This is a genomic window from Rhizobium rhododendri (assembly GCF_007000325.2).
Lineage (GTDB): Bacteria > Pseudomonadota > Alphaproteobacteria > Rhizobiales > Rhizobiaceae > Rhizobium > Rhizobium rhododendri.
In genome coordinates, this window is record NZ_CP117267.1 from 3,673,611 (window position 1) to 3,688,649 (window position 15,039).

General features: G+C 59.3%; 15 protein-coding genes. 8 read left to right on the forward strand and 7 right to left on the reverse strand.

Features of this window, described 5'->3' with window-relative positions; translation table 11 throughout:
• Positions 1-203 precede the first annotated feature (203 nt).
• The gene (locus PR018_RS17690) at positions 204-1,298 is read left to right on the forward strand and encodes a glycosyltransferase family 4 protein (protein WP_142823804.1); all 1,095 of its coding nucleotides are present in this window, start codon (positions 204-206) and stop codon (positions 1,296-1,298) included.
• A complete protein-coding gene (locus PR018_RS17695; protein WP_142823805.1) occupies positions 1,288-2,034 on the forward strand; it encodes a polysaccharide deacetylase family protein in 747 nt (248 codons plus the stop codon). The genes PR018_RS17690 and PR018_RS17695 overlap by 11 nt, the downstream gene beginning before the upstream one ends.
• Here the strand turns inward: PR018_RS17695 and PR018_RS17700 are convergent.
• Positions 2,031-2,861: an MBL fold metallo-hydrolase gene (locus tag PR018_RS17700; protein WP_142823806.1), complete on the reverse strand. Its 831-nt coding sequence runs from the start codon at positions 2,859-2,861 to the stop codon at positions 2,031-2,033. The genes PR018_RS17695 and PR018_RS17700 overlap by 4 nt on opposite strands.
• 355 nt (positions 2,862-3,216) lie before the next feature.
• On the opposite strand from PR018_RS17700, the gene glgX reads away from it, so the two are divergent.
• The 4 genes from glgX to ku (PR018_RS17720) all read left to right on the forward strand — a co-directional run bounded on the left by glgX (position 3,217) and on the right by ku (PR018_RS17720) (position 7,588).
• The gene (gene glgX, locus PR018_RS17705) at positions 3,217-5,382 is read left to right on the forward strand and encodes a glycogen debranching protein GlgX (protein ID WP_142823807.1); all 2,166 of its coding nucleotides are present in this window, start codon (positions 3,217-3,219) and stop codon (positions 5,380-5,382) included.
• Between the two features lie 12 nt (positions 5,383-5,394).
• On the forward strand, positions 5,395-6,429 hold the full coding sequence (locus tag PR018_RS17710; RefSeq protein ID WP_142823808.1) for a DNA topoisomerase IB: 1,035 nt from the start codon (positions 5,395-5,397) through the stop codon (positions 6,427-6,429).
• Between the two features lie 71 nt (positions 6,430-6,500).
• Positions 6,501-6,752, forward strand: a complete 252-nt coding sequence (locus PR018_RS17715) for a hypothetical protein (RefSeq protein WP_142823809.1) — start codon at positions 6,501-6,503, stop codon at positions 6,750-6,752.
• 2 nt (positions 6,753-6,754) lie between these two features.
• Entirely contained in the window at positions 6,755-7,588 is an 834-nt protein-coding gene (gene ku / locus PR018_RS17720) for a non-homologous end joining protein Ku (protein ID WP_142823810.1), read from the forward strand.
• Between the two features lie 17 nt (positions 7,589-7,605).
• Here ku (PR018_RS17720) and ku (PR018_RS17725) read toward each other — a convergent pair whose 3' ends face one another.
• The 3 genes from ku (PR018_RS17725) to PR018_RS17735 form a co-directional block, all read right to left on the reverse strand.
• The gene (gene ku / locus PR018_RS17725; protein ID WP_142823811.1) at positions 7,606-8,412 is read right to left on the reverse strand and encodes a non-homologous end joining protein Ku; all 807 of its coding nucleotides are present in this window, start codon (positions 8,410-8,412) and stop codon (positions 7,606-7,608) included.
• Between the two features lie 24 nt (positions 8,413-8,436).
• Positions 8,437-9,171, reverse strand: coding sequence for a glutathione S-transferase (locus PR018_RS17730; protein ID WP_142823812.1), 735 nt, complete (start codon positions 9,169-9,171; stop codon positions 8,437-8,439).
• A 105-nt stretch (positions 9,172-9,276) separates the two neighbouring features.
• Positions 9,277-9,543, reverse strand: coding sequence for a DUF2934 domain-containing protein (locus PR018_RS17735; RefSeq protein WP_142823813.1), 267 nt, complete (start codon positions 9,541-9,543; stop codon positions 9,277-9,279).
• 322 nt (positions 9,544-9,865) lie between these two features.
• Between PR018_RS17735 and PR018_RS17740 the strand changes: the two genes are divergently transcribed.
• Complete coding sequence (locus PR018_RS17740) at positions 9,866-11,329, forward strand: phospholipase D-like domain-containing protein (protein WP_142823814.1); 1,464 nt, start codon at positions 9,866-9,868, stop codon at positions 11,327-11,329.
• Positions 11,330-11,422: 93 nt separating this feature from the next.
• Positions 11,423-12,250: an endonuclease/exonuclease/phosphatase family protein gene (locus PR018_RS17745; RefSeq protein ID WP_142823815.1), complete on the forward strand. Its 828-nt coding sequence runs from the start codon at positions 11,423-11,425 to the stop codon at positions 12,248-12,250.
• A gap of 9 nt (positions 12,251-12,259) precedes the next feature.
• Here the strand turns inward: PR018_RS17745 and PR018_RS17750 are convergent, their stop codons facing one another.
• Genes PR018_RS17750 through cysT form a run of 3 tightly spaced genes read right to left on the reverse strand, consistent with a single transcriptional unit; the run spans position 12,260 to position 15,035 of the window.
• Positions 12,260-13,306 carry a sulfate/molybdate ABC transporter ATP-binding protein gene (locus tag PR018_RS17750; RefSeq protein ID WP_142823816.1) on the reverse strand — a complete coding sequence of 349 codons (1,047 nt, stop codon included), beginning with the start codon at positions 13,304-13,306 and terminating at the stop codon, positions 12,260-12,262.
• Between the two features lie 9 nt (positions 13,307-13,315).
• On the reverse strand, positions 13,316-14,188 hold the full coding sequence (gene cysW / locus PR018_RS17755; RefSeq protein ID WP_142823817.1) for a sulfate ABC transporter permease subunit CysW: 873 nt from the start codon (positions 14,186-14,188) through the stop codon (positions 13,316-13,318).
• The gene (gene cysT / locus PR018_RS17760) at positions 14,178-15,035 is read right to left on the reverse strand and encodes a sulfate ABC transporter permease subunit CysT (protein WP_111216351.1); all 858 of its coding nucleotides are present in this window, start codon (positions 15,033-15,035) and stop codon (positions 14,178-14,180) included. The genes cysW and cysT overlap by 11 nt, the downstream gene beginning before the upstream one ends.
• Positions 15,036-15,039 lie beyond the last annotated feature (4 nt).

Below are 15,039 nucleotides of genomic sequence, written 5' to 3' on the forward strand. Positions count from 1 at the left end.
GCTCTGATAGGCTAACCAAAACCGGCCATGAATATCGACATGCCACATTTGTCTATGGTTTATCTAGCGAATAACCGGGAAGCTGTCGAGGATCACCCCGCAATACAAGGTCGCATCATCCTGTCGTTCACGAAGGCTTTATGGGTTTTCCACGCCGTTCGACGGCAACGCGACAGGGGAAACGTCAACAAACTGGCGATGCCATGAAAATTGCCTTCTATGCGCCGCTAAAATCGCCCCACCATGCCGTCCCCTCTGGCGACCGCCTGATGGCGAGGCAGCTGATCGCAGCGCTCGAAATGGCAGGCCACAGCGTCGAGGTTGTGTCCGAACTACGCAGTTTCACGGCAACGCCGGATCCGGATTTGCGCGCGCAAATGACGACAAAGGCCGGCGAGGAGATCGCGCGCCTTGTGGCAATGCCGACATCAACCAGGCCACAGCTCTGGTTCACCTACCATCCTTATTACAAGACGCCGGACCAGATCGGTCCGGCTGTGGCACGTGTGTTCGGTATCCCCTATGTCACCGCCGAAGCCTCCTATTCCGGGCGCCGGGATGAGCAGGGCTGGCGCGAAAACCAGCGTCTTGTTGCTGATGCCGTGCGCCAGGCTGCCGTCAATTTTTGCTTCACCGAGCGCGATCGGTGCGGCCTGATGAAAGCCATTCCCGAGGGTGTGTATGCTCACCTTCCCCCGTTCATCGACCCGGCGCAGTTTGCGTCGCCCGCGACAGAGGCGCCCCACCGGCTGATAACTGTCGCGATGATGCGCGATGGCGACAAGCTCGACAGCTACGCGATGCTGGCGCGCGCGCTCGATTTGATCCGCGAGAAGGACTGGACGCTGACGATCATTGGCGATGGCCCCAAACGTCCGGACGTCCAGGCAATGTTCGCAACGTTCGGTGACCAGCGCATCGATTGGCTCGGCCAGAAAAATGTTGACGAACTCGCCGTCGAGCTTTCACGCGGCGGTATCTATGTCTGGCCGGGCTGCGGCGAGGCCTATGGTCTCGCCTATCTCGAGGCCCAGGCAGCAGGTCTTCCCGTCGTTGCCCAGGCAACGGCCGGTGTTCCGGAAGTCGTCGTGAACGGCAAAACTGGCATTCTGACGCCGGATGGGGATGTGCAGGCATTTGCGGCAGCGATTGCCGAGCTTCTCGACGATCCCCAGCGCAGCCGGGAGATGGGGGCCGCCGCGCGTCAGTTCATTTTTGCCGAACGGTCGCTGGAGGCCGCATCGAGCCGGCTGGACGCGCTCTTGCACCAGCATCTGGGAGAACGATATGCGCGATGAGCCGCACTGGGAAAAATTGGGCAACGTACTCGAGAGGATGTCCGATGCAAACCGCAGCGCTCGGCTATGGCTGCGCGATGACGATGCTATCCAACCGACGCCGGCGCTCGAGAGGCTGCTGGACATGACAAGGCATGCCTCGGTGCCGCTAAGCCTTGCCGTCATTCCCGCCTTCACCGGCCAGCCGCTGGCAGACAGGTTGGAGGGCGAGACCCACGCCGCCGTGACCGTTCACGGCTGGAGCCACGAAAACCATGCCGGCAGCGGTGGCAAGAAGTGCGAACTCGGTTTGGATCGCCCGGCCGACGTCGTGCTTGGAGAACTCGGTGACGGTCTGGCCAAACTCCGAGCGCTCTATGCCGCCCGGCTCGATCCAGTGCTCGTCCCGCCATGGAACCGCATCGACAAGACACTGCTGCCCGAACTGAAGCCTCTCGGCTTTCGCGCCGCATCCGTCTATGGCAAGGCAGACATCGCCAGCCCTATCGAATTGATCAATACCCATGTCGACATCATGGATTGGTCAGCAGGCCGTTGCCGCCCTCACGCGGACCTCGTGGATCTGCTGGTCGCCGAACTCGCACGTCGCATGGACGGCAGCGATGAGCCGATCGGAATTCTGACCCATCATCTCGTGCACGACGAAGCCTGTTGGGATTTCATGGAAAAGCTGTTCGAAGTGACGGCTACCAGCGACGCCGCGCGCTGGCATCCGCTGGGCGAGCTATTGGATTAAACAGTCACCGTCTGGCCATCGAACGCGGCGAATGCGCCAGGAAGACGTTCGCGAGCCTTTGCCTGCATGGCGTCCAGTTCGTCGTCCGTGCGCGATGGAGCATGGTGAAAGAGGGCCATGCGCTCGACACCGGCCATCTTCGCGAGCTTGACGCCTTCTTCCCAGGTCGAATGGCCGAACCCGCGATATTTCGTCATTTCCGGTTCTGTATAGGTCGTGTCGTAGACCACCAGATCGGCCCCCTGCATCAGGGCCAGAGCCGCTTCGTTGATCTGGTCGTCGCGGTGCTCGGTGTCATAGACAAGGGCGATGATCCGGCCGGCCCATTCGATGCGGTAGCCGACGGCCCCGCCTGGATGATTGAGCAGCGCGGTGTGGATGACGATCCCCGCATGGGGCTCGATCACGTCGCCGGGTTTGAAATCGCGAAAGCCGAGTGTCGCCCGGCAGATATCAGGCTCGACTGGAAACCATGGCGGCCGCATGAACTGGTCGATCATGCCTCTCGTGGTCGTCTTGCCGGCGAGATGTCCCGACCACAGGTTGACGGTGACGTTTGGATTGTAGATGGGCTCGAAGAAGGGCAGGCCTATGATGTGGTCGTAGTGGGAATGGGTGAAAAACAGGTCGATGTCCGTGACTCCGCCCTGTCGCAGCGCAGCCGACGCTTCGCGCACGCCTGTGCCAGCGTCGAACAGCAGGTGCCTGTCGCCAAATTTGATTTCGATGCAGGACGTGTTGCCGCCGTAACGCTCGAATTCCGGGCCGGAAACCGGGATACTTCCCCGGACGCCCCAGAATTTGAGTTCAAGCAGATCGCTTTTCATGCTCGTTTTTATACCAATTCCCCATTGCCGACAACGTAACCACACTTTTTCCTCCGTGCGAAGCCAGCAATTTCCATAAAAGTTTCCATCAGGCGAAAACCAAATCACCGAAAACCCGGCCCCGACCTTCGGCGCGCGCGCGTAAGGTCGGCTTTGTGCGTTTTCGCGGGAACCTAAGCATCTTCTTAACGTTTAAATTGTCGGCATCGTAATGCCTGCCGATCCAGAAATTTTGCAAACGGTGCATCATCTCCTTGTCGATATTTCATCGCATAATGCCGCAGCGCCTGTGCTCGACAAAGCGATGGGCGCGTTTGCCTGATCTGACAACCAACCCAAGAACGGACCTATCCTTATGAGTTTTTCATTCTCGGAACTAGACTTCATGAAGCCGGAACTCGGCGCCGAATACACCGGCGCCGGAACGCATTTTGCGGTGTTTTCGGCCAATGCCGAGAAGATTGAACTTTGCCTCTACACGGATGACGGCAAGACGGAAACAGCCCGCATGGCGCTGCCAAAGCGGGAAGGCGATATCTGGTCGGGTTATATCGCCGGCCTCGGCCCAGGCACGGTCTACGGCTACCGCGCTCACGGCCCCTACGATCCAGCCAATGGCCACCGCTTCAACCCCAACAAGCTGCTTCTCGACCCATACGCCAAGCAGATCATTGGTGACATAAAGTGGGATGACGCGCTCTACGGATATACGATTGGCGCCGAGGATGGCGATCTCTCGTTCGACGAGCGTGACAGCGGTCCGTTCATGGTAAAGGGCGTTGTTCAGGATTCTGATTTCGACTGGGATGGAGACAAGGCAATCCGGCGCCCCTGGACGGAAACCGTTATCTACGAAGCCCATGTCCGCGGCATGACGATGACCCACCCGGATGTTCCTGACGCCTTGCGCGGCACCTTTCTCGGCATGTGCAGCGATCCGATTATCGAGCACCTGACAAAGCTCGGCATTTCTGCCATCGAGCTCTTGCCGATCCAGTCCTTCGTCGATGACCGCTACCTCGAGGAAAAGAACCTCCGCAACTACTGGGGCTACCAGACCCTTGGCTTCTTCGCGCCGATGAACCGCTTCATGTCGAGCAACAAGATCACCGAAATCAAGACGATGGTGCGCAAGTTCCACGCCGCCGGCATCGAAGTGATCATGGACGTCGTCTACAATCACACTGCAGAGGGTTCCGAACGCGGACCTACGATGAGCTTCAGGGGGCTGGACAACCAGAGCTATTATCGCCTGTCGCCGGACGATCAGCGCCACACCTTTGATACCACGGGCACCGGCAACACCCTGAACGTGTCGCATCCGATGGTGCTGCGCATGGTGCTCGACAGCCTTCGCTACTGGGTCGGCGTCATGCACATTGACGGTTTCCGCTTCGATCTGGCGAGCACGCTCGGCCGCGAGGAAATGGAGTTCGACCGCCAGGGCGGCTTCTTCGACGCAATTCGCCAGGATCCGGTCCTCGCCGGCGTCAAGCTGATTGCCGAGCCGTGGGACATCGGCGAGGGCGGTTATCAGGTTGGCGGCTTCCCCTATCCCTTCCGCGAATGGAACGACAAGTTCCGCGACACCGTCCGGACCTACTGGACAGGCGAGGGCGGTCAGATTTCAAAGCTTGCGACGCGTCTCGCCGGCTCGGCAAGGCAGTTCAACCACTCCGACCGTGGCGCTACCACGTCTATCAACCTGCTTAGCGCCCATGACGGCTTCACATTGATGGACACCGTGTCGTTCAACGAGAAGCACAATGAGGCCAACGGCGAAAACAACAATGACGGCCATTCCGACAATCACTCGGACAACATGGGCGTTGAGGGCGCGACAGACGATCCCGAGATCAACGCTGCCCGCGCCCGTCGCCGTCGCAACATGATCATGACGCTGATGCTGAGCCAGGGCGTGCCGATGATTGTCGGTGGCGATGAAGTCGGCAACAGCCAGGGTGGCAACAACAACGCCTATTGCCAGGACAACGAGATCGGCTGGACGGACTGGAACGGTCTGAAAGATCCCTTCCTCGAATTCTGCCAAAAGGCCGTCGCCTTCAGGAAGGCTCATCCCGTCCTTCGCCAGGAGCGCTTTCTGACCGGTGACACCTCGGAAGACGGTCGCGCTGAGATCGCCTGGTTCAAGCCCGACGGCAACCAGATGGACGACGGCGCCTGGGATGATGGCGAATTGCGCGTCCTGGGTGTCTACATCGGTAAGAGTGTCCATGCTACCGATAGCGAAGTCCTCGACGACCTGTTCATGGTGTTCAATGCGGGCGGCGACTGTGAATTCCATCTTCCTGAATTGGGGGAGGGTGAAAAATGGTGCCGCGTCGTGGATACTGGCACGGAAGAAACCTTCAAAACCCATGAGGTTGAAAACACGGTTGTCGTCTACGCCGCGAGTGTCGCGGTATTCGCACCGAAAGCCGATGAGCCGGATCAGCCGAAGACTGCCGAGCGCAAGCGTTGGTTCCACTTTGGTCGTCAGGCTCAACCCGACAGGAAATAGCAGGCAGCTTCGATGAGCGAAATATCGATCACAGATCTTGGTCTTGTGTATGTGAACGACAGCGAACCTGGTATACGCCGCCATCGAAGAGGCACAGGCTTTTCCTACAGGCTGCCGGACGGCAGCGTGCTCAACGACGCGGTCCATCGCAAGCGGATCGCGTCGCTCGGTCTTCCGCCCGCCTATGACAATGTCTGGATCTGCCTGCAGGAAAACGGCCACCTGCAGGCAACCGGCATGGATGCGCGCGGACGCAAGCAGTACCGCTACCACAAGGAGTGGCAGTCGCACCGGAGCGTGGAGAAATTCCACCAGCTCATCGAATTCGGTCAGGCATTACCGAAAATGCGCCGCGCCGTCCTGCGTCACCTCGATGGTGGCATGGATGACATCCACGGTGTCCTTGCTGCGTTGGCCACGTTGCTCGACGAGGCCCATCTGCGCGTGGGCAATCAGAGCTATGCGCGCGAAAACGGCACCTATGGCGCGACCACTCTTCTGAAACGCCACCTTAAACTCAACGGCGGGCGTATCGAGCTTCGGTTCATCGCCAAGGGTGGCAAGAGGGTGCAGCGGAGCCTGAAACATCCGCGTCTGCAAAGGATGCTGGAAGAGATCGCCGATCTGCCCGGTCGCCAGTTGTTTGCTTGGAAAGACGAACACGGGTTGCTGAGACCAATCGATTCGGGCCGCCTCAATCTTTACCTCGGAGAAATCTCCGGCCTTTCCGTCTCGGCAAAGACATTTCGAACCTGGGGTGGCTCGCTCGCCGCCTTCACCTCCGCCCGCAATGCGCTGGAAAAAGGCATGCGGCCGACGGTCAAGGAAATGTCCGAGGCGTCTGCCGAGGTGCTCCACAACACGCCGGCAATTTCACGTTCGAGCTACATACATCCGTCGATAATTGCTCTTGCAGACAAGCAGCATTCTCTCGACGAAGAGGTCTTCGCGCCCCTCGTCGAACCCCTGCGTGGTCTTCGGGCTGACGAAAACCGATTGCTCGATTTTCTGATCAGGCGCAGTGAAGAGAGCAGTCCATCGGCATAGTAGGTCTTGGCTCCAGGAACCATTTGCCCCTGCAGCAGTTGCAACCTGAACAATGCGTTGTGGAGGTAGTGATGAAAGACGTCCAAGACAGCAAGGCCTCCAGGCAGCCGGATCCCCGCGATCGTTTGATAGTCGCGCTTTACGCGCAGCTAAAGGCGGAACGTGAAACCCGCGAGGCGCTGGAATGGCTCATCCATAACGGCACCTTGTCGAGCGCGGTTCTGGAGGCGGTCGCTGGCGATGCCGTGCCCGCTGCCAGCAGTGACGAGCTGGCTGCTGTCGAAAAGATCGTCGCCTTAGACAACCGTCGTCGCGGACACTGATCATGACAGCACGAGCAAGCTGGAAGGGGCAGTTGACCATCGGCGCACTAAGCTGCTCGGTAGGGCTCTACACTGCGGTATCGTCCTCCGAACGTCTTTCATTCCACATCATCAATCGCAAGACCGGCAATCGCGTCGAGCGCCAGTTCGTCGACAGCGAGACAGGCAAGCCCGTGGAGCGGGACGATCAGATCAAAGGCTACCTGCTGGACGATGGTGAGTACCTCGTCATGGAAGGCGACGAGCTCGCCTCGATAGTGCCCGAAAGTGATAAGGTCCTGTCGATCGAAAGCTTTATCGGCTGGGACGATATCGACCGGCTGTATTTCGACAGACCCTATTTCCTGATCCCGGTCAGTGACGATGATCGCGAGGTCCTGGCGCTGGTGATCGAAGCGATGAATCGGGAAAAGGTTGCCGCTCTCGCCCACGCTGTCCTATTCCGCCGGTACCGGACGCTGCTGGTTCGTCCCTATGAAAAAGGTCTCGTCGCCACGATGCTCAATTTCGACTACGAGGTCCGTTCCGAGGCCGATGCCTTCGAGGATATACCCGAGCTCGAGGTGACAGGGGAAATGCTGGAGCTGGCAAGCCACATCATCGATACCAAGAAGGGCACCTTCGACGCCTCCGCCTTTGACGACCGATACGAAGAGGCATTGGTGGAACTGGTCAAGGCGAAGGTGGAGGGCAAGCCTCTGCCGAAGAAGCCGCCAGTAAAAGAAGAGAAGGTCGTCGATCTCATGCAGGCCTTGCGCGAGAGCGCGGGCATGGCGAAGCCCAAGCCCGGGGCAAAGACAAAGAAAGCGCCAGCGCAGACAAAGAAAGCCGGCTAATCAGTTCTTTGGCCGAGTTATCGCCCCTTGGGTGTCTGGTTTGCTTCGATGCTCTTCTTCAGCGCATCCATGATGTTGATGACGTTGCCAGATGTCGCGGGAGCTTCTTTGCAAGCAGGTGCCGGCTTCTTGCCGCGTCCCTTTTTCTTCGCCTTGATCAATGCTGCGAGTTTGTCTTGGATAGGGTCGAGCGTCAACTCGGGAGACCAGTCCACCTTGCGCTTTTCGATCAGCGTCTTCATCAGGACAAGTGCCTCTGCTTCCGGCTTTTCTGCCACTGCAAAGGATTTGTCCGGCTCACGCACCTCGTCGCCATAACGCAGCGTCCAGAGGACAATGCCGTTGCCGCTCGGCTCCAGCAACACAGCACGCTCGCGCCGGTTCAGCACAAGGCGCGCGATCCCGACCACCCCGCTGGCCTTCATGGCCTCCCGAATGACGCAGAAGGCTTCCAGACCCACCTTGTCCTCAGGCGCCAGAAAATGCGGAGCGTCGTAGTAGATCCAGTCGATCGAGTTTTTTGGCACGAAGGTGTCGATACTGATGGCGCGATTGCTTTCGAGGGCGACAGCCTCGATCTCCTCGTCCTCGAGGAAGATGTAATCGTCGTCGCCGCGCTCGTAACCCTTCACCTGCTGATCGTCTGGCACAGGCTTGCCGGTGCCGGAATCGATGTAGTGGCTTTCCAGCCGGTTTCCACTCTTCCGATTGATCACATTGAACCTGATCTTGGCATTGTCCGTCGTCGCCGGCGTCAGCGATACCTGGCAGGTCACCAGGGAGAGTTTCAAATAGCCTTTCCAGTATCGGGGCTGTTTTGCCAAAATCTGTCTCCATCCCTTTCGCGACTACGCGATGTCCTGATCCAGCTCGGGGTAGTGTCGGAATATGCCGTCCTCGTTGAACGGGAGGCGCCTCTCGGATTGCAGGTAACGTGCGATGTTGGGTCTCTGGGCGACAGCATCGCGAAGCGCGATCAGCAAAGGATATCGAGGGGCGTAGCCTTTCATGGCGCGCGGAAACGCATAAGTCAGGCCTTCGACGACCTGGAACAGAGACAGGTCCACATAACTCAGCGATGGCCCCACGCTGTATGTGGGGCCGGAAGTATTCGCCTTCAGGATACGCTCGAAATAGCCGAGGTACTTCGGAATGCGTTCCTGGATGAAAGCTTCCGCCCGCAGCTTTGCCGCGTCTTTCTGGTCTTCGTAATATTGCGATGTGGAGATTGGGTGGTGCGTGTCGTGAACCTCGGACACGAGGTCCGTGATCGTCAGCTGCAAGCCGTTGGCAACAAACCGTTGCTCGTCTCCCGCCGGCGCCAGGCCGAGCTTCGGCCCCAGATAAAGAAGGATATTGGCAACATGCGACACGAAGAGCTCGCCATCCTTCAGGAACGGCGGTGAGAATGGAATCTGGGGGCGCTTTTCACGCTTCATAATCTCCAGCATGGCACCCGTTCCCCGGCCGGGACCGTCGGCGCGGGTCACATCGACGTAGTCAGCGCCAGCTTCTTCCAAGGCGAGGCGGACAAACTCACCGCGGCCTTGTAGTCCGTCCCAGTAATATAACTCATAAGTCATCGAATCTCGCCATGTCATTGGGTCGTTTGGGTCGCCGCTGCAGACCTTCGGACCCGCTGAAAAACTGGTGCTTAACGGATGACCGTGCAGTTTACGGAGGTGGGGCTACGCTTTCGCAGTCACATCCTTCTTGGTCGACCGCTTCGGCGAAAGGGCTGGCGCTGGTGTTGACCCATTGGCTTTTGCCGCCTTGGAAGAGGTGGTCTTTGCTTTCGGCTTCACGGCAAGGCCGTGTGGCGCCGTCGTTTCCATGACGGCCCTTTCCTTGGTCGCCTGTTCCCAGTGGATTGAGTCTCTCCCTGTTGGATAGCCTTCCTCTTCCCAGAGTGCGTAAGCGCGTTTCATAATCCATTCGTCTCGGGATTCCGTCATCGCTTTTCTCCTTGGCAGCTTGGAAAGTTTAACTTCTTGGGAAATGCAAAGTTCCAGCTCCGCTGACACGTCTGTTGGATATCGGGTCGCAGCGTCGCGATGGCGCTGCCAGAACTGGGGCGATATTGGGACCAGGGAAACCCGCTCGTCGCGAACATCAGGTCGCATCAACATTGCCGCAAAATCAATATGAGCCGGCAATGGCGCTTGTTCAATTCAAAAACGTAATCCCTCGTTTTTTGCAGTGCAAAACCGCCCCTCTACACCCCGCTCCCCTCAACCCTTCGATTGCGCACAATTCCGGCACCGTTATAGTCGCCCGATGTTCAGCATTATCATTGCCTACTGGCCCCATATCCTTCTCTTTCTGTCGGTTGCCATGGGTGCAACTGCGGCTATTCATGCCGCCATGACGAAGGAAGACGTGCGTGCCGCCATCGGATGGGTCGCTCTCATCGTCTTGTCTCCCATCGTCGGTGCGCTTCTATACGCGGTCGCGGGTATCAACCGCATCCGGCGGGCGGCGCTGACATCCCAGCGAGACATGCTTTTCAGGCAGGAAACGCGCAGTGAACTGGCGATCTTCGAAGCTGACAGCGAGGCGCTGCGGATTGCCTATGGGCAGCGTTTTGGCGCGATGAAGGTGCTGGGAGATCGCGTCACCCGCCATCCCATGACCAGTGGCAATTCCATCAAGATGCTGGAGGGCGGCGATGTCGCCTACCCGGCGATGCTGGAGGAAATCAATGCCGCGGAGCGCAGCATCATCCTCGAAACCTACATCTTCGATCGCGATCCCATCGGGCTGAGGATCGCCGATGCGCTGATTGCTGCCGTCCGGCGCGGAATCACTGTTCGCGTGCTGATCGATGCCGTCGGCGCCCGCTATTCGGTGCCAAGCATCATGGGCCACTTGAAGGAGGGTGGGGTTACGGTCGACGTCTTCAACGGCAATGTCATCATTGGCCTCCGGCTGCCCTATGCCAACCTCAGAACCCACCGCAAGATCCTGATCGTCGACGGGCGCGTAGCGTTAACCGGCGGCATGAACATCCGGAAGGGCTTCACGACAGAGTTTGCCGGCGAACAGGCTGCCCACGATGCGCATTTCCGCGTCACCGGTCCGGCCGTCGCAGACCTGTTCCACACCGCGTCCGAAGACTGGCGTTTTGCCACCGGGGAAATCCTCCAGGGCGATGAATGGCGAATGGCAGAGCAGCAGAGGGATCCGGATGCACCGATCCTGATGCGCATCGTCTCATCCGGTCCAGACCGGAGCCTCGAGACTAACCACAAGATGCTGATTGGCGCGTTTTCAGTCGCCCGCAGCTCGATCCTGATCATGTCCCCCTATTTTCTGCCGGATCGCGAATTGATCAGCGCCCTGATCACGGCAGCGCGACGCGGCGTAACGGTCGATATCGTCGTGCCTGCGGCCAATAATCTGGTGCTCGTCGACCGCGCCATGACAGCGCAGTTCGATCAGATGCTGAAGAACTACTGCCGTATCTGGCGCGCGAAAGGCGCTTTCAATCATTCAAAGCTGCTGTCGATCGACGATGTCTGGGCCTATGTCGGCTCGTCCAATCTGGATCCTCGTTCGATGCGGCTGAACTTCGAGGTCGATATGGAGGTCATCGACCGGAGTTTCGCAAAGAAGATCGGCGACCATATCCGCGAAGTCCTGTCGACTTCGGAGCAGGTCGAGCAGCATGCGCTGCGCAAGAGACCGTTCCTGGTGCGGTTGCTGGAAAAGGTCCTCTGGCTCGGATCACCTTTTCTTTAGCGCCAAACGGGCATTGGGGACTGGCGGTCGCGTCGGCCGGCCCTATAGTCGGGAGAAGCGACATCGCGGTCGCCTGCAAGCTGGTCGAGTGAAATGCATACGAAAAACCACCAAAGCCTGCGCAGAAGCATTTTGCATTCCATCCGGAACCGGAAGATCCATCGCACGCACGCCCATGCGACCGACCATGAACGTATGCCGGGCACCGTAATCGCCTCCTACAATGTTCATAAATGCGTCGGCTCGGATCGACGCTTCGATCCCGATCGCATTCTGCGGGTCATCCAGGAAATCGATGCGGACATCATGGCCTTGCAGGAGGCCGACAGCCGGTTTGGCGAACGCACCGGCCTGCTCGATCTGTCCAGGCTCGAGCGTGAGACAGGGTTGGTCGCCGTGCCGGTCGAAGGGGTCGCGAAGGCCCATGGTTGGCATGGCAATGTCGTGCTGTTCAAGCAGGGAAAGGTCCGAGATGTCCATCAGATCAAGCTGCCAGGTCTCGAGCCACGTGGCGCGCTGGTGGCGGAGATCGAGCTGTCGAACGGCAGTGCCCTGCGCATCATAGCCGCCCATTTCGGCCTCTTGCGTCGCTCACGCGCGCAGCAGGCGCGTGTCCTCGTCGATATCATGACCAGGGACGATGAAACGCCGACCATCCTGCTCGGCGATCTCAACGAATGGCGTCTGGGCAACCGCTCATCGCTACACACGTTTCACGCGGCGTTCGGTCCTCAGCCGGCTGCGGTACCAAGCTTCCCCGCCAATATGCCGATCCTTGCGCTCGATCGCATGATCGCCAACAAGAGCGGCCTGATCTCGGCAATAGAGGTCCATAACACCCCTCTGGCGCGCATGGCTTCCGACCATCTGCCCATCAAGACGACGTTGGTGGCAGAGCCAATAGCCGCAGCAAGCGTCTGATCGCCGGCGTCAAACCTTATCGCGAAACAGTTTCCAGCGTGTCGGCCTGAAGGCGATGCGGCTACGGTCGAGCTCGCCAACTTTTTCGGGTGGTAATTCGATCTCGACCCGGGGATGACCGGCGCCGATATCGATTTCGATATGACGTGTGCCTGCAACGCGACGGCTGGCGGTAAGCAGCCCCGCTATGCAGCCGCCGCATCCATCGCGCAGTTCGACGTCGTGAGGCCGAAAGTAGAGATTGGCCGTACCGTCGGGCTCGCCTGCGGCCGTCAGTCCGAGCGGGCGATCCTCGAACCAGATCTCGCCATCGGTCAACTGCACCTTCAAGCAGTTCGACTGGCCGATGAAGCCGAAGACGAAGGGCGAATTCGGAGTGTCGTAGATATCGTCGGGCGTGCCGATCTGCTCGATGGCACCCTGGCTCATGACGACGACCCGGTCCGCAAGCTCGAGTGCCTCGTCCTGATCATGGGTCACGAAGACAGTCGTATGGCCCGTCCGGTCGTGAATTTCCCGCAGCCATTTGCGCAGATCCTTGCGCACCTGCGCATCGAGCGCCCCGAAAGGCTCGTCGAGCAAAAGCACGTTGGGCTCGACGGCCATGGCGCGGGCGAGCGCCACGCGCTGCCGCTGGCCGCCGGACAGCTGTGCTGGATAGCGTTTTTCGAGGCCGGAAAGCTGAACCAGATCGAGCAGTTCGAGCGCCCGCCGACGGATCTCCGATCGCGCCGGGCGGCGCGCCGAGGGGCGCACCTTGAGGCCGAAGGAGATATTGTCGAGCACCGTCATGTGGCGGAATAGCGCATAGTGCTGGAAGACAAAGCCGATATTGCGCTGCTGCACGGTCTTCATCGAGGCGTCTTCATTGCCGAAATAGATCTCGCCTTCCGTCGGCGTCTCCAGCCCGGCGATCAGCCGCAACAAGGTCGTCTTGCCGGAGCCGGAGGGCCCCAGCAGCGCAATCAGCTCGCCGGAGCGGATGTCCAGCGTGACGTCGTGCAGGGCCGGAAAGCGGCCGAAATCCTTGCGGATGTTTTGAACGCGAACTTCCATCAGTCTTCCTTAGTGACGCCGGCTCGCAGCGATTTCCTCGCTGAAGCGCATTTCCAGCAACGTCTTGAGAATAAGCGTCACCAAGGCGAGCAGCGCAAGCAGCGTTGCCACGGCGAAAGCGCCGGAGAAATTGTAGTCGTTGTAGAGAATTTCGATCTGCAGCGGCATGGTGTTGGTCTCGCCGCGGATATGACCTGACACTACCGAGACTGCGCCGAATTCGCCCATGGCGCGGGCGTTGCAGAGCAGCACGCCGTAGAGCAGTCCCCATTTGATATTCGGCAGCGTCACGTACCAGAAGGTCTGGAAACCGCTGGCGCCGAGCGAAAGGGCGGCCTCTTCATCGGCCGTGCCCTGTTCCTGCATCAGCGGGATCAGTTCGCGGGCAACGAACGGAAAGGTAACGAACATCGTCGCCAGCACGAGGCCGGGCACCGCGAAAAGGATCTTGATATTGTTTGCCTCAAGCCATGGGCCGAGCAGGCTGTTGGAGCCGAACAGCAATACGAAGACCAATCCGGCGATGACCGGGGATACCGAGAACGGCAGGTCGATCAGCGTCGTCAGGAACGCCTTGCCCTTGAATTCGAACTTGGCAATCGCCCAGGCCGCACCCACGCCAAACACCAGATTGAGAGGCACGCTGATGGCAGCGACAATCAGCGTCAGCTTGATGGCAGAAAACGTCTCTTCGTCCTGCAGCGCCTCGAAAAATGCGCCAGCGCCCTTGCGAAACGCTTCGACGAAAACGGCCGCCATCGGTAGCAGCAGGATCAGCGCCAGGAAAACGAGCGAGATTGCGATCAGCGTCCGGCGGGCAAACCGGCCCTCGGTGACGGCAGACGTCACCTCATGAGGCGGCGCTGTTGGATCATGCGCCATAGCCGTACCTCCGCCTGCTCCAGGTCTGGATGAGGTTGATCACCAGCAGCATCACGAAGGAGATGATCAGCATGATCGCGGCGATGCCGGTCGCTGCGGCATAATTATATTCCTCGAGCCGGATGACGATCAGCAACGGTGCAATTTCCGACACGTAGGGCAGGTTGCCGGCAATGAAGATCACAGATCCATACTCCCCGACCGCACGCGCAAAGGAAAGCGCGAAGCCGGTGAGCACGGCAGGAGCCAGCCCCGGCAATAGCACCCGGGTGATGGTTTGGAAGCGGTTAGCGCCGAGCGTTGCTGCAGCCTCTTCGACCTCGCGGTCGATTTCTTCCATGATCGGCTGTACCGTGCGCACCACGAAGGGCAAGCCGACGAAAATCAGTGCAATCACAACGCCCACAGGCGTAAAAGCGACCTTGATGCCGAGCGGCGAAAGAAACTGGCCGATCCAGCCATTCGGCGAATAGAGTGTGGTCAGCGCGATACCGGCGACGGCCGTCGGCAGCGCGAAGGGCAGGTCAACGACGGCATCGATGATCCGCTTTCCGGGGAAATTGTAGCGGACCAGCACCCAGGCCAGAATGACGCCGAAAATTGCATTGACGACGGCAGCGACCAGGGCGCCGCCAAAGCTCATTCGCAACGCCGCGAGAACCCGAGGGTCTGACGCGATCGACCAGAAGGCTCCCCAGCCGAGCGAACTCGTCTTCAGCAGCAGGCCTGAAATCGGAATGAGAACTATGAGGATAAGCCATATCAAGGTAAAACCGAGCGCCATTCCAAATCCTGGAATGACGCTCGGTTGCCTGAATTGCCACCGCCTACGGGTTGGTGCCTGCATCTAG

What these genes read in the sequence shown, in the direction of transcription:
- PR018_RS17710 (WP_142823808.1), top strand. Translation starts at nt 5,395, where the DNA reads ATGAGCGAAATATCGATCACAGATCTTGGTCTTGTGTATGTGAACGAC.
- PR018_RS17700 (WP_142823806.1), bottom strand. Translation starts at nt 2,861, where the DNA reads ATGAAAAGCGATCTGCTTGAACTCAAATTCTGGGGCGTCCGGGGAAGT.
- PR018_RS17730 (WP_142823812.1), bottom strand. Translation starts at nt 9,171, where the DNA reads ATGACTTATGAGTTATATTACTGGGACGGACTACAAGGCCGCGGTGAG.
- PR018_RS17745 (WP_142823815.1), top strand. Translation starts at nt 11,423, where the DNA reads ATGCATACGAAAAACCACCAAAGCCTGCGCAGAAGCATTTTGCATTCC.
- ku (WP_142823810.1), top strand. Translation starts at nt 6,755, where the DNA reads ATGACAGCACGAGCAAGCTGGAAGGGGCAGTTGACCATCGGCGCACTA.
- PR018_RS17750 (WP_142823816.1), bottom strand. Translation starts at nt 13,306, where the DNA reads ATGGAAGTTCGCGTTCAAAACATCCGCAAGGATTTCGGCCGCTTTCCG.
- PR018_RS17695 (WP_142823805.1), top strand. Translation starts at nt 1,288, where the DNA reads ATGCGCGATGAGCCGCACTGGGAAAAATTGGGCAACGTACTCGAGAGG.
- PR018_RS17715 (WP_142823809.1), top strand. Translation starts at nt 6,501, where the DNA reads ATGAAAGACGTCCAAGACAGCAAGGCCTCCAGGCAGCCGGATCCCCGC.
- PR018_RS17735 (WP_142823813.1), bottom strand. Translation starts at nt 9,543, where the DNA reads ATGACGGAATCCCGAGACGAATGGATTATGAAACGCGCTTACGCACTC.
- PR018_RS17690 (WP_142823804.1), top strand. Translation starts at nt 204, where the DNA reads ATGAAAATTGCCTTCTATGCGCCGCTAAAATCGCCCCACCATGCCGTC.
- cysT (WP_111216351.1), bottom strand. Translation starts at nt 15,035, where the DNA reads ATGCAGGCACCAACCCGTAGGCGGTGGCAATTCAGGCAACCGAGCGTC.
- PR018_RS17740 (WP_142823814.1), top strand. Translation starts at nt 9,866, where the DNA reads ATGTTCAGCATTATCATTGCCTACTGGCCCCATATCCTTCTCTTTCTG.
- glgX (WP_142823807.1), top strand. Translation starts at nt 3,217, where the DNA reads ATGAGTTTTTCATTCTCGGAACTAGACTTCATGAAGCCGGAACTCGGC.
- cysW (WP_142823817.1), bottom strand. Translation starts at nt 14,188, where the DNA reads ATGGCGCATGATCCAACAGCGCCGCCTCATGAGGTGACGTCTGCCGTC.